The sequence below is a fragment of the Sphingobacterium hungaricum genome, assembly GCF_015210005.1.
GTDB classification, from domain to species: domain Bacteria; phylum Bacteroidota; class Bacteroidia; order Sphingobacteriales; family Sphingobacteriaceae; genus Sphingobacterium; species Sphingobacterium hungaricum.
The window spans coordinates 154,422-168,048 of the sequence record NZ_MU158697.1; the positions used below are offsets into that span (position 1 = coordinate 154,422).

A 13,627-nucleotide genomic window follows, 5' to 3' on the forward strand; every position below is an offset into this window, starting at 1 on the left:
AATTATTCTGCAGTTCTAACCGTACGCTGTTCAATCCTTTTCTCATAATGCTCGCCCTGAAAAATAGCATGGACAAATACACCCGGTGTATGAATATAGTTTGGGTCTAATTCGCCTGGCTCGACCAATTCCTCGACTTCAGCAATCGTAATTTTGCCACACATCGCCATTGAATGATTAAAGTTATTGGCTGTGCCACGAAAAACCAAATTGCCCATCGTGTCACCTTTCCAAGCCTTCACCAGTGCGAAATCAGGTTCGAATGCCTGCTCCATTAGATAGTCTTTTTCGACACCGTGGAACGTGAATTTCCGGATTTCTTTGCCTTCGGCAATTTCAGTTCCGACGCCAGCAGGCGTAAAAATAACCGGCATTCCATATCCGCCAGCCATTAATCGAGTCGCCAATGTTCCTTGCGGGATTAATTCCACTTCCAATTCGCCACTCAACATTTGCCTTTCGAATTCAGCATGCTCCCCTACATAAGAAGATATCATTTTTTTAATCTGCTTGTTTTGCAACAATAATCCAAGCCCGAAATCATCGACACCGGCATTGTTGCTGATGCAGGTCAACTCTTTGACTCCTTTATGAATCAATGCCTGAATCAGATTTTCGGGAATGCCGCACAGACCGAAGCCACCAACTGAAATGGTCATTCCATCTTCAATATTCGCTATGGCCTCTTCAGCATTCGCTACAGTTTTATTTATCATATTTTGAAGAACCTAATTTGTTACTTGTTTATAATTTGGTAATCAAATTAGTGAATAATTAGCACAGTATTTTAATTCCGTTTAAGAATTAAAAATTTTGAAGAAAAAAAGGAAATGTTTTGATAAATAATTTGTTAACCAGTAAAAATCTTTTAATTTTTACAATAAATAAAGGAAGATGGATTTGAAGTTTTTGAGATTAATTTCATTTTAATAGCAATATTTCAAGAAAAGTTATGTTAATTAGATAAAACACCAAACAACACACAAACTAATGAAGCACCGCGTATCGTTATTAATTTTTATTCTTTTAGCCAGTTTTAGTTCTTCGAGCATTTTTGCCCAGCGCATGAATATGCAAGAAGCTTTGCAGAAAAGCAGCTTAGATAGTCAATTTTTTTACATCGCTGCATTGTCTAGGTCGCAAGACGCAGATTTCAAATTAATCCGAAAAACCAACTTAGAGGTTCTTAGAAAAAACGCATTAGACACGGTAAAAACTCTGAAAACCGAGATTAAAACGTTAAAGGAATCCAGCTCTTCCCATGCATCCACGACTACGGAATTAGAAACGAAAATTTCTACCTTAGAAGCGGAATTAGCACAGGAAAAGAGCAAAACAGATAGCATTTCCTTTATGGGAATTGATTTCTCAAAAGCGAGCTATCATACTTTAGTCTGGTCTATTATTATTGTACTTACCCTTGCCTTCTTGATAACTCTTGCCTCATTTAGAAAAGCAAAAGTTGACACGAATACACATAAAGAAGTTGCAAATGAAGCGCAGGAAGAATTGCAGACGCTTCGCAAGAAATCCATGGAGCGCGAACAGCAATTGAAAAGACAGCTGCTCGACGAACAAATGAAAAGAAATTCTTAAAAACACAAAAAGCCTGAAAAAATTCAGGCTTTTGTTTTTTTAAGCGCAGCTTAAATATCTTTCAAATTCTTTGAAAGCAGACCGCCTTTATGGCTATCGACAACAATCTTCGCATTTTTTGGGTCGCCTTTGACAATCCATCTCACTTTGACCGCACCCATACCGTCTATCGTTGGAATCTCGATTTGCTGAGGCAGATACTTCTGTTCTTTTGTTTCATTAAAATCACTGTTCAAGACCCGCATTCCTGTAATTACATCAGCACCTTCCAAACGAATGTGGTCGGGGCGCTCAATTTTATTTTTTACATCATGGTCGGAATGCGTCGGAATAATGCGCGTGTTCCAAATCGTTGCGTTGACCTCAAAGAGATTTCCGCCAAGTGGTTTCACCGCTGCGTCCAGCACTTCCAATTTTGGCAAATGATGAGCATGGTAAATCGTAAATGCGGCATTGCGGTGCGCATCTTCCAGCAACAAAAATCCTGGATGGTTGCGCGTATAGTTTTTCTTCGCACCTCCAATTTCAATCTTTCCGAATTGCGGATGGTCATATTCTTTCCAATCGACATAAGCATCCCCAAACATCAGCAATTTATCAAATTCATAATATTCATCACTTTGGCCAAAGCCGGAACCTGATTTTTGATTGAATAATTTGTAAGTCGTCATCAGTTCATTGGAGAATGTAAAGATGCCTCGAGTCAAGGCCAGATAATCTATTTCGCCACCATAAACGGTATACAAATCTTTATGGATAACAATATAATCGTACCCAGGAAGAATTTTTGCTCCGACATTGCCTAAGGCATCATACACTTGCACATCCTTTCTTGAGTAATAACGCTCGTCTTCCGCTGCGCCAGGACCGCGCAAAATCATACCGCCATAATTGTGATACGACTGCGCTCCCGCAATGTTGGGATGGCTGTACACAAAATTCTTTACGGCTTGTGTTTCAGGAAGAGTTCCGGGATAAAACAACGCTCCATTTTGCACATAGTTCGGTTGCCAATTCCATCCCCAATCGCGATTCGGGTCATAAGTTCCCGTAATATCTTCGTTTACCAAACCATCTCCATCATTATCTATTCCTTCGAACCCAAGCATCTCATACTCGCCTTGTTCTCCAGCTTTAGCAATAATCATGCGCTTAGCATTTTCAGGGTCAACTTTATACCGTCCTGTTTTCGATTTGCGTCGCATCATTACAATATTTCCGTCGCCATCCAAATCATCATACAAATCTTCAGCAATCAGACCATCGCCGTCATTATCGAAAGGACGTCGTCCTGTTCTTGACGAATGCATGCTATTCGGTTCATAAATAAAGTACTCGCGAGAATCTGGGTTGATAGTCGGTGCGATATAGAAAACTTTGTCTTTTAATAATTCTTTAATAAAAGGTACTGCTTGAAAGTTTTCCGCCAAATACCAAGCTGTATACATGGATATTTCAGAACCCTGCAATTCGTTGGCATGGATATTTCCGTCAATCCACATTCCAGGTTTGCGGTTCGCATCCCCCGAATTAAAATCCGTGACAGTCAACACAAAAATATCTCGGCCTTCATAAGACTTGCCGATGGATTCATATTTGACAAGACCGGGATAGGCCTTCTGCAAATCTTTGTAGAATTGTTCCATCTGTTTGTAGTCGTGGTAGCGATTCCAATTCATTGGAACTTTCGGATTCGATGGAGAACCGATTGCGCGCAGTCCGGCAATTTCCTCGACAGCTTTATCTTCTTTCTGTGCAAAAGAAAATTGCGTAGTATATAATAATACGAAAAGTATAATAAGAGATTTCAATTTCATTTTGTAAGATTAAAGAGTGACAGAAATTGTTTTTTCACCAGCAGCAGGACAGCCTACTACAATTTCGACTTTGCCTTTTCCTTTGATTAACCAAGAAAAATCCTGCGATTTTCCAGCAGCTAAGGAAGGATACAGTTCCAAACGTTTTCCGCTTAAAAACTGTTGCGACTTTTGAAGTTCAATAATGGTCTTTAATTTTGAGACATGTCTAATCTTGTCGCCGATTTCAGGATAGGTCGGCATGCCTCCTGTGTTAAACACACGCATTTCAACACGGAAGATATCGTTTCCAAGAGCCGTAATCTTTGGTTGCGAAAACTCCAATGCCGCCATTGACTGCACCAGCTTAATCACAAAATTGGAATGCAGCTCACTGCTAGCCTCAAGCAAATCTACCGGCGGATTATTTTTGTATAATTCGACAACACCTCCCACTTCAACTTCTTGATTTGGGAAATCTGGATGATTGACTTTCGTCCAAGGCAAAATCGCGCCTTCAATATTATTTTTATACACCCAGCTCACAAACTTATCATCAGGGACTTTTCCGTTTGGCGCAGCCTTTTTCGGCAAATCAGCTTGTTTGCTCGTGTCTTGCACGGAAGGAACCCACCAAGAAGGCGTAACAAAACTAAATCTTCCGGCATGATAATAAGCTGTGGATGAAAAATTGCCTTTGCCAGCATTCGCTTTTGGAGCTTCGCCCAATGGCTTCACGGTCTCATTGTAAATAGAAGTGACGTAATTTGAGACTTGTGCGTCGTTGGAACTCCATGATTTAATGATGCGCTCACTTGCTTTTCCTTTATCGAAGTTTTCGGCTATCGATAAATTATTTTGCAATCCGAAATGCAGGACGGTTGAAATCTGTGGATTTTCGTAAAGCAAATCCAAAATCGCTTTTGTTTCGGCTTCTGAAGCAGCATATTCTCCGGTTTCGGGTTCAAAGATTCCATAATCAAAGGTGAAGTTCCGGTCGATATTTACACCGGAAGCGCCATCTTCTCCATACAACCCATCTTTGTCGGCATCGATGCTTTCTGTATAGAGTTCATAAATTCCTTTCTCGCCTTTGCTCGGGTCAACCGCTAATAAATAATCTGAAAAGGCCGAATGCAACTTATACGTTCCAGCCAAAGATTTCACGCGCATTTGTGAAATAACCCCATCGCCATTTAAATCTTTTGCCGGGTCTTCGTCTACGCGCCCATCTCGGTCATTGTCTATTTGCCTTGCATTGCCAGACGTCAGTTGCAAAACAGCAGAAGCATTTCGCACGTACGCATCTGGGTTTGCCAAAGGCAAAATCCAAATGGATTTATTGTCCAATAATTTGCTTAAAGAATCGGGACTCAGTTTCAACAGGTTTTTTGCCACATGCAAAGCGCTTATGGTTCCCGCTGGATGCTGTCCATCCACTCCGGCAACAAGCAATAAGGTCGGTGCATTTTTGTTGGCGTTCTGAAATTTCAATAAGGAGATGGGTTGTCCGCCATGGCTTTTTCCAATCGCTTCTTGCGTTACAAACTTATTTTTGCCTATTTGAGTGATGTCGTTTTGAATCTGTTCATAACTAGGATACTTCCATTGCGCTTGCAAAAGCGCAGGCAGTAAAAATGAAATAAACAGAAAATGATATTTCTTCATGATTTAATTAATAAGAGTAGTTGAACACCTTAAATATAGGATTTATGATGATGTACTACCAAAAAATTGATGAGAAAAAGGTAAGATATGCACAATTTATGTGAGATAGAGCGATATCATTTGAAATTGACTTATCATTCGCTGGAGCAATAGTTAAAAATGGGCAGGAATTATTTGTTCAAAAATGGCTGATTTGCAGTTAAAAAACAGCTTTGAAAATAATTTTATTTTTTCTTCATTTATAGGTTGTCTTTTAGAAAGATAAAACTTATTTTTGCAGTCCGAAAAAGACTGTAAAGTTTAACTTTAAGAATTGATTAATAATAATTTAGTCCTTATACTATGCCCAATATTGGTAAAATAGCGCAAATTATCGGCCCTGTGGTTGACGTTAACTTTGCGGACAATGATAAACTTCCAAAGATTTACGATGCATTATACATTGAGAAAGAAAATGGACAACGCGTTGTTTTAGAAGTTCAACAACACTTAGGCGAAGAACGTGTACGCACGATTGCCATGGATGCAACCGAAGGTTTGGTTCGTGGAATGAAAGTGGTTGACACAGAAGCTCCGATTAAAATGCCGATTGGTGAAGAAATCAAAGGCCGTGTATTCAACGTTGTTGGTGATGCGATTGATGGTATTCCTAATTTGGATAAAACTAACGGTCGTTCAATCCACAATGTACCTCCTCGTTTTGAAGATTTATCGACAGAATCAGAAATTCTTTTTACAGGAATTAAAGTAATCGATTTGTTAGAGCCTTATGCTAAAGGTGGTAAAATCGGATTATTCGGTGGTGCTGGTGTTGGTAAAACAGTTTTAATTCAAGAATTAATTAATAATATCGCCAAAGGTCACGGTGGTCTTTCTGTATTTGCGGGCGTTGGAGAACGTACTCGTGAAGGAAATGACTTGTTGCGTGAGATGTTGGAGTCTGGTATTATTAAATATGGTGAGCACTTCATGGAAGGCATGGAAAAAGGCGAATGGCCTTTGGAAACTGTTGACAATGAATTGTTGAAAGAATCTAAATGTACATTTGTTTTCGGACAAATGAACGAGCCTCCAGGTGCACGTGCGCGTGTTGCTTTATCAGGTTTGACAATTGCGGAATATTTCCGTGATGGCGAAGGTGATGGACAAGGTAAAGACGTATTGTTCTTTATCGACAACATTTTCCGTTTCACTCAAGCAGGTTCTGAAGTATCAGCCTTATTAGGCCGTATGCCTTCTGCAGTAGGTTACCAACCGACATTAGCTACAGAAATGGGTTTAATGCAAGAGCGTATTACTTCAACTAAAAACGGTTCAATTACATCTGTTCAGGCGGTTTACGTTCCTGCTGATGATTTAACTGACCCTGCACCGGCAACAACATTTGCCCACTTAGATGCTACTACAGTATTGTCCCGTAAAATTGCTGAGTTAGGTATTTACCCTGCGGTAGACCCATTGGATTCTACTTCTCGTATCTTATCTCCTGCGGTTTTAGGTGACGAACATTACAATACGGCTCAACGTGTGAAAGAAATTTTGCAACGTTACAAAGAGTTACAGGATATCATCGCTATCTTAGGTATGGATGAGTTATCTGAAGAAGATAAATTAACTGTACACAGAGCACGCCGTGTTCAACGTTTCTTATCACAGCCTTTCCACGTAGCTGAACAGTTTACAGGTTTAAAAGGTGTTTTGGTTGACATCAAAGATACAATCAAAGGTTTCAATATGATTATCGATGGTGAAGTAGATGAATATCCAGAAGCTGCATTCAACTTAGTGGGTAACATTGACGAAGCAATCGAAAAAGGTAAAAAACTATTAGCAGAAGCAGTTTAGAGAGTAGATAGTATAAAGTATTTAGTAGTTAGACTTCTTGTTTAAATACTACAATTTCTCAGTGGAATCACTAAGGCGTTTTCTAAATACTATATACTACATACTAAATACTAGAGAAAATGAAATTAACAATAATTACACCAGATAAATTAGTTTACGACGGCGAAGTAACTGCCGTAACTGTTCCTGGAACAGATGGGTCCTTTCAGATTTTGAAAGACCACGCTGCTATTGTTTCTACACTAGAAGATGGTAAAGTAATTATTCGTGTTGGTAATGCGGAAGAAATCTTTATTATTAAAGGTGGTGTCGTCGAAGCGAATGATAACGTCATTACGGTTTTAGCGGAGGGAATTATAGCAAGTTAATTTATTTAATAACGTCATATAAGAGCCCTTCATTTTCAAAAATGAGGGGCTCTTTTTTTGCAAGTAATTTCACTGAATTACCAATTTTAAGCAGAATTTTAGGGTTTTTTAAAATTCGAGCTCGAAGACAAAAACATACCGATTTTAATTTTAGTCTACTAACAACATTATAAAGAATGTGTAATGTCAATTTAAGCAAAATATTATTTTGATAAATTTAATTATTCAAAATTTAAAACTTTTTTAAAATTCTACCTTTAGCTATTGTAAAGAATTTTTAATCGAAGTAACTTACAGAATCAAATGAAGCATGATGTCTTGGGGATAAGACAAATTTTATTTTTTTAAGGTATGCAATACTATAATCAAAATACGCTCATCTATTTTAATGGCGAGTTCGCAAAAGCGCATAGCGCAGGCGTAGATCTTTTTGGACAATCCCTGCATTATGGTTACGGAGCTTTTGAAGGTTTGCGCGCATATGCTACGCATAATGGCACACGCATCTTCAAAGCCGAAGAACATTTCGAAAGGTTAAAGAATTCATGTGAAGCCATAGGGATTGACTATCATTGGAACAACCAAGATTTAATTGAAAAGACCTACAAATTATTAGGATTAAATAATTTGCGTTCGGCTTACATTCGTCCTTTGGTATTTTCAGGTTCCAATATGCATTTAAATGCGGACTCGGAAAGCAGCTTGATGATTGCCGCTTGGGAATGGGGACCTTATTTGGGCCATAATCTGTTGCGCGTCTTCACATCCAGCATTGAACGTCCAACGCCGAAGTCATTCCGCATCGATGCGAAAGTTTCAGGACAATACATCAATTCCATTTTAGCAACTTCAGAAGCCTTGAAAAATGGCTACGACGAAGCTTTGTTATTGGACCAAAATGGATTCGTTGCGCAAGCATCAAGTGAAAATTTATTTATCGAAAAGGATTACACGATTTATACGCCGCCCCTATCCAATATTTTTCCAGGAATCACACGTCAGACGGTTATCGATATCTGTCAGGAATTAAATTTCGACTTAGTCGAAAAGAACTTAACTATTCAAGACGTGCATGAAGCTGACAGTGCATTTTTATGCGGAACAGCAGCAGAAATTATTGGCATTAAAGAAGTAGACCAAATCATTTATCAGGAAGAATGGGAACATACCATTGGCGCTTCCATTCAACGAAAATATAAAAATTTAGTATTAGAGCAAGAGAATTATGAAGTCATCATCTAATGAGAACACATTAAATAAATACAGCCGTATCTTCACGCAAGACGAGACACAACCGGCCGCGAAAGCCATGTTGTATGGAATCGGATTGACCGATGCAGATATGGACAAGGCGCAAGTGGGAATTGCGAGTATGGGCTATGATGGCAACACCTGTAACATGCATTTAAATGATTTGGCACAAGTTGTCAAAAAAGGTGTGTGGAACAATGATTTAGTTGGGTTGACCTTCGGAACCATTGGTGTTTCTGACGGAATGAGCAACGGAACAGATGGCATGCGCTATTCTTTAGTTTCGCGCGACGTCATTGCGGATAGCATTGAAACGATTTGTGGCGGACAATATTATGATGGTTTGATTGCTATTCCGGGCTGTGACAAAAACATGCCGGGAGCTATCATTGCAATGGGTCGATTAGACCGTCCAGCGATTATGGTCTATGGTGGAACAATCGCTCCGGGCCATTATAAAGGAGAAGAACTAAATATTGTCTCTGCTTTCGAAGCATTAGGACAGAAAATAGCTGGAAATCTATCAGATGAAGATTTCAATGGCATTATAAAACATACTTGTCCAGGCGCTGGCGCTTGTGGCGGGATGTATACAGCGAACACCATGGCTTCGGCTATCGAAGCGTTGGGAATGAGCTTGCCTTACTCCTCTTCGAATCCAGCCATCTCGAAAGAAAAACAAGAGGAATGTTTAGAGGCTGGAAAATACATCAAAATCCTTTTAGAAAAAGACCTTAAGCCTTCGGATATTATGACGCGCAAAGCATTTGAGAATGCAATCCGGTCAATCATTATTTTAGGCGGAAGTACAAACGCTGTATTGCATTTTATTGCAATCGGTAAATCGGTTGGCGTAAACATTACTCAAGATGATTTTCAGCGTATGTCTGACGAAACACCAGTTTTGGCCGATTTCAAACCTTCTGGCAAGTTCTTAATGCAAGACTTGCAACAATATGGAGGAACTCCGGCTGTCTTGCGTTACTTATTGGATGAAGGATTATTGCATGGTGATTGCATCACAGTAACTGGAAAAACGGTAGCTGAAAACTTAGCGGACGTCAAATCCATTATTGATTACAATCAACCCATCATTCAAAAATTAAGCGAGCCAATCAAAGCGACGGGACACTTACAGATTCTGTATGGAAATCTTGCCGAAAAAGGTTCGGTCGCAAAAATATCAGGAAAAGAAGGTGAAAAATTTGTCGGTCCAGCACGTGTATTCGATGGAGAACAAAATTTAATCAAAGGAATTTCAGATGGCACGGTTCGCCGAGGCGATGTTGTTGTGATTATCAATGAAGGACCAAAAGGTGCACCGGGAATGCCGGAGATGCTGAAACCAACTTCTGCAATTATTGGTGCAGGATTAGGAAAGTCCGTTGCTTTAATTACGGATGGACGCTTTTCGGGCGGTACACACGGCTTTGTCGTGGGCCACATTACGCCTGAAGCTTACGATGGCGGAACGATTGGTTTAGTCGAAAATGATGACATTATCGAAATCGACGCAGTCAATAACACGATTAATCTAAAAGTTGACGAACAGACCATTGCCGAACGTCGTGCAAAATGGTCTCAACCGGCACTTAAAGTGACCAAAGGTGTGTTGTATAAATATGCCAAAACAGTATCTGATGCATCGGAAGGTTGTGTAACCGACCAATAAAAATTATTCAAGAAAAAGTTAGGAAAGAAGATATGAGTACATTGGAAAAAACGCAAGTAGAAGAACCCAAAGCAACTGAAACAGCCATCCAATTGAGTGGTTCGCAAGCAGTTTTGGAAGCACTTGTTCATGAAGGTGTGAATACCATATTTGGTTACCCGGGCGGTGCCATTATGCCAATTTATGATGCGCTATACGATTATAGCGAAAAATTAGAGCACATTTTGGTCCGTCACGAACAAGGCGGGATTCATGCAGCGCAAGGATATGCACGTACTTCCGGACGCGTCGGAGTGGCTTTTGCTACATCCGGTCCTGGAGCGACGAATCTAGTGACTGGTTTAGCTGACGCAATGATTGACAGCAATCCCATTGTTTGCATTACCGGACAGGTCTTTGCTTCTTTATTAGGTACAGATGCATTTCAAGAAACAGATGTGATTAATATCACAACTCCTGTTACGAAATGGAATTACCAAGTCACAGATGCTACAGAAATCCCTTCCGTGTTGGCTAAAGCATTTTACATTGCTAAAACCGGAAGACCGGGACCTGTGCTGATTGACATTACTAAAAATGCGCAAATCCAGTTATTCGACTATCCTGGATATAAAAAGTGCGACCATATCCGTTCGTATCGCCCATCACCGATTATTCGCAACGAGTATATAGAACGCGCTGCAGCGGTTATCAATGCAGCCAAAAAACCTTTTGTCATTTTCGGGCAAGGCGTGATTTTGGGAAAAGCAGAACAAGAATTTAAAGATTTTATTGAAAAAGGCGGATTTCCTGCAGCTTGGACCGTAATGGGACTAAGTGCTTTGGAAACGGACCATCCTCAAAACGTGGGAATGCTAGGCATGCATGGAAACTATGCGCCGAATGTATTGACCAACGAATGTGACGTGCTGATTGCTGTCGGAATGCGTTTCGATGACCGTGTTACGGGCCGATTGGATAAGTATGCGAAACAAGCAAAAGTGATTCATTTGGACATTGACCCTGCTGAAATCGATAAGAACGTAAAAACAACTGTTCCCGTTTGGGGCGACTGTAAGGAAACACTTCCGCTATTATCAGCGTTAATTCAGAAAAATGACCATTTGGCTTGGGTTCAAAAATTTAGAGATTTAGAGCAAGAAGAAATTAAAGAAGTCATCAACGAAGAATTAAATCCATCAACAGATATCATGACGATGGGCGAAGTGATTAACGTCTTGAATGAATTGACTGGCGGAAATGCCGTTATCGTAACAGACGTTGGTCAGCATCAAATGGTGACTTGCCGCTATGCAAAGTTCAATTCATCGAAATCAAACGTAACTTCAGGTGGTTTAGGAACAATGGGATTTGGTCTTCCAGCAGCAATCGGTGCTTGGTATGGCGCTCCAGAGCGAGACGTTGTAGCCATTATCGGTGACGGCGGAATCCAGATGACAATCCAAGAGTTAGGAACGATTATGCAGTTCGGAGCGAAAGTCAAAATCTTGATTTTGAATAACGAATTCTTAGGAATGGTTCGCCAATGGCAACAGCTATTCCACGACAAACGCTATTCATTTGTGAACATCACAAGTCCTGATTTTGTTGCTGTCGCAAAAGGATATTATTTAGAAGGACAGCGGATTTCAGAGCGTGCAAATTTGAGAAATGCATTGAAAACTATGCTTGACCACGATGGAGGTTATCTATTGGAAGTAATGGTCGGCAAAGAAAACAATGTATTCCCGATGGTTTGTCAAGGCACTAGCGTTTCGGAGATAAGACTTAAGTAAAAATTAAAATTTAAAAATTAAAAAACTTGCGTAGTCGCTATTAGAGAGAGGAATTGATTTGATGTAATAAACCTTCAACAAATGGAAAATAACATGAAACCGGTGGATATCAAACATCGAGCTTATCGATTTTCGAAAGATGTTATTTTATTTGTTAAGGATCAGACATACGATCGAGTTTATTTATCCCTTATTGATCAAGTAGTCAGAAGCTCCACGTCAATCGGAGCAAATTTAGTCGAAGGGTATGCTGGCTCATCAAAAAGAGATTTTATAAAATATTATCTAATAGCATTAAAGTCGGCAAACGAATCTAAATATTGGATTTGCTTGTTGAGAGATACAATTTGGAAAGAAAACCACGAGTTAAAAAAGTTATTATCAGAAGCAGATGAGTTGTCAAAAATTATTGCTTCGATTATAATAAAGACAAAAGAAAACATGAAATAAATTAGCATGAAAAGTATTAAAATCGTGCTAGCAAAAAAACAGTAATCAGTAACATAAAGTCAGGTTAAGTAGCCACCCTTTTTTATTTTTTACTTTTTATTTTTTAATTTAAAATGGAAAAACAAGAATACACCATTACCTTATATACCGAAAACTCTATCGGAATGATAGGCCGTATTTCGGGGATTTTTTCAAGAAGAAAAATCAATATCGAAAGTTTGAACACTTCTCCTTCTGAAGTTGAAGGCATTCACCGATTTACAATTTTAATCACTGAGGCTGAAGAAGTTGTGCGCAAACTATGTCGTCAGATTGAAAAACAAGTTGAAGTATTAAAAGCTTATTACAACACAAATGACGAATTAATCTGGCAAGAGCAAGCTTTATATAAAGTTCCGGCAGATGTAATTACCGAAAAGGCATACGTTGAACGTTTGTTGCGTCAATTCGGAGCTTCCGCGGTTGTGATTCGTAACGATTACATTGTTTTTGAAACTGCGGGACATCGCGAAGAAATCGATCGCCTGACAGAAGAATTAACGAAATATGGATTGATTGAATTCGTCCGTGGCGCGCGTATTGCAATCATTAAAGATTCTGCTGGATTCCATTCTAAATTAAAACAATTTGAAAAGGAAGAGCCTTCACAAGAAGTAGTGGAAAATGAGTTCCTAGAACAAGGCGGAAATGTATTTACAATGTAACCATGAGAAGTAAAAAATCAATAACAGAAGCCATTCGTATCGGCAGAAATCCATTTATCAAATTGATTGATGGCTTAAGCGAAGAAGAGCTGAATTACATTCCGGCAGGATTTAACAACAACATCATTTGGAATTTTGGGCACATCGTTGTGTCAACTCAAATCTTATGTTATGTTCGAAGTGGTATTTTACCGGATATGTCTTCAATAAAATATGCAGAAGATTTTAAAAAAGGTTCAAAACCTACCCGCAACATTTCAGCACCCGAAATTGAAGAGCTGAAAAACCTAGCGCTAGGTACGATCGCACAACTAGAAGCAGATTACATCGATGGAAAATTATCTTCGATCACACCTTTTTCAACCGAAACTTTTGGTGTAGAAATGAACGAAATCGAAGAAGTGCTTCTGATGAGCTTGTCCCACGACGCCTTGCATTACGGATACGCATTGGCACAAAAAAGAGTATTACAGAAATCAATAGACTAAATCAAAATATTAAA

12 protein-coding genes are annotated in these 13,627 nt (G+C 39.3%); 9 read left to right on the top strand and 3 right to left on the bottom strand.

Annotated elements, in window-relative coordinates; genetic code table 11:
- Window positions 1–2 precede the first annotated feature (2 nt).
- Complete coding sequence (locus C4F49_RS00600; RefSeq protein WP_196933891.1) at window positions 3–716, bottom strand: CoA transferase subunit A; 714 nt, start codon at window positions 714–716, stop codon at window positions 3–5.
- 274 nt (window positions 717–990) lie between these two features.
- Between C4F49_RS00600 and C4F49_RS00605 the strand changes: the two genes are divergently transcribed.
- On the top strand, window positions 991–1,596 hold the full coding sequence (locus tag C4F49_RS00605) for a DUF4094 domain-containing protein (RefSeq protein ID WP_196933892.1): 606 nt from the start codon (window positions 991–993) through the stop codon (window positions 1,594–1,596).
- 50 nt (window positions 1,597–1,646) lie between these two features.
- Here C4F49_RS00605 and C4F49_RS00610 read toward each other — a convergent pair whose 3' ends face one another.
- Both C4F49_RS00610 and C4F49_RS00615 read right to left on the bottom strand, forming a co-directional pair.
- Window positions 1,647–3,413, bottom strand: a complete 1,767-nt coding sequence (locus C4F49_RS00610; protein WP_196933893.1) for a M14 family metallopeptidase — start codon at window positions 3,411–3,413, stop codon at window positions 1,647–1,649.
- A gap of 9 nt (window positions 3,414–3,422) precedes the next feature.
- Window positions 3,423–5,060 carry a M14 family metallopeptidase gene (locus C4F49_RS00615; protein ID WP_196933894.1) on the bottom strand — a complete coding sequence of 546 codons (1,638 nt, stop codon included), beginning with the start codon at window positions 5,058–5,060 and terminating at the stop codon, window positions 3,423–3,425.
- A 342-nt stretch (window positions 5,061–5,402) separates the two neighbouring features.
- Here C4F49_RS00615 and atpD point away from each other — a divergent pair, with 342 nt between their 5' ends.
- The 8 genes from atpD (at window position 5,403) to C4F49_RS00655 (ending at window position 13,613) form a co-directional block, all read left to right on the top strand.
- The gene (gene atpD / locus C4F49_RS00620) at window positions 5,403–6,905 is read left to right on the top strand and encodes a F0F1 ATP synthase subunit beta (RefSeq protein WP_196933895.1); all 1,503 of its coding nucleotides are present in this window, start codon (window positions 5,403–5,405) and stop codon (window positions 6,903–6,905) included.
- A 119-nt stretch (window positions 6,906–7,024) separates the two neighbouring features.
- Window positions 7,025–7,273 carry an ATP synthase F1 subunit epsilon gene (gene atpC, locus C4F49_RS00625; RefSeq protein ID WP_196933896.1) on the top strand — a complete coding sequence of 83 codons (249 nt, stop codon included), beginning with the start codon at window positions 7,025–7,027 and terminating at the stop codon, window positions 7,271–7,273.
- 351 nt (window positions 7,274–7,624) lie between these two features.
- The gene (locus C4F49_RS00630) at window positions 7,625–8,515 is read left to right on the top strand and encodes a branched-chain amino acid transaminase (protein WP_196933897.1); all 891 of its coding nucleotides are present in this window, start codon (window positions 7,625–7,627) and stop codon (window positions 8,513–8,515) included.
- Window positions 8,499–10,196 carry a dihydroxy-acid dehydratase gene (gene ilvD / locus C4F49_RS00635; RefSeq protein ID WP_196933898.1) on the top strand — a complete coding sequence of 566 codons (1,698 nt, stop codon included), beginning with the start codon at window positions 8,499–8,501 and terminating at the stop codon, window positions 10,194–10,196. The genes C4F49_RS00630 and ilvD overlap by 17 nt, the downstream gene beginning before the upstream one ends.
- Window positions 10,197–10,228: 32 nt before the next feature.
- Entirely contained in the window at window positions 10,229–11,971 is a 1,743-nt protein-coding gene (ilvB, locus tag C4F49_RS00640; protein WP_196933899.1) for a biosynthetic-type acetolactate synthase large subunit, read from the top strand.
- Window positions 11,972–12,052: 81 nt separating this feature from the next.
- Entirely contained in the window at window positions 12,053–12,421 is a 369-nt protein-coding gene (locus C4F49_RS00645; protein WP_196933900.1) for a four helix bundle protein, read from the top strand.
- 113 nt (window positions 12,422–12,534) lie between these two features.
- Complete coding sequence (gene ilvN / locus C4F49_RS00650) at window positions 12,535–13,125, top strand: acetolactate synthase small subunit (protein WP_196933901.1); 591 nt, start codon at window positions 12,535–12,537, stop codon at window positions 13,123–13,125.
- Between the two features lie 2 nt (window positions 13,126–13,127).
- Window positions 13,128–13,613: a DinB family protein gene (locus C4F49_RS00655; RefSeq protein ID WP_196933902.1), complete on the top strand. Its 486-nt coding sequence runs from the start codon at window positions 13,128–13,130 to the stop codon at window positions 13,611–13,613.
- Window positions 13,614–13,627: the final 14 nt, after the last annotated feature.

Coding starts and splice junctions, on each gene's coding strand:
- C4F49_RS00630 (WP_196933897.1), top strand. CDS start 7,625: ATGCAATACTATAATCAAAATACGCTCATCTATTTTAATGGCGAGTTC.
- C4F49_RS00615 (WP_196933894.1), bottom strand. CDS start 5,060: ATGAAGAAATATCATTTTCTGTTTATTTCATTTTTACTGCCTGCGCTT.
- C4F49_RS00605 (WP_196933892.1), top strand. CDS start 991: ATGAAGCACCGCGTATCGTTATTAATTTTTATTCTTTTAGCCAGTTTT.
- C4F49_RS00655 (WP_196933902.1), top strand. CDS start 13,128: ATGAGAAGTAAAAAATCAATAACAGAAGCCATTCGTATCGGCAGAAAT.
- C4F49_RS00645 (WP_196933900.1), top strand. CDS start 12,053: ATGGAAAATAACATGAAACCGGTGGATATCAAACATCGAGCTTATCGA.
- atpD (WP_196933895.1), top strand. CDS start 5,403: ATGCCCAATATTGGTAAAATAGCGCAAATTATCGGCCCTGTGGTTGAC.
- ilvD (WP_196933898.1), top strand. CDS start 8,499: ATGAAGTCATCATCTAATGAGAACACATTAAATAAATACAGCCGTATC.
- C4F49_RS00600 (WP_196933891.1), bottom strand. CDS start 716: ATGATAAATAAAACTGTAGCGAATGCTGAAGAGGCCATAGCGAATATT.
- ilvN (WP_196933901.1), top strand. CDS start 12,535: ATGGAAAAACAAGAATACACCATTACCTTATATACCGAAAACTCTATC.
- atpC (WP_196933896.1), top strand. CDS start 7,025: ATGAAATTAACAATAATTACACCAGATAAATTAGTTTACGACGGCGAA.
- C4F49_RS00610 (WP_196933893.1), bottom strand. CDS start 3,413: ATGAAATTGAAATCTCTTATTATACTTTTCGTATTATTATATACTACG.
- ilvB (WP_196933899.1), top strand. CDS start 10,229: ATGAGTACATTGGAAAAAACGCAAGTAGAAGAACCCAAAGCAACTGAA.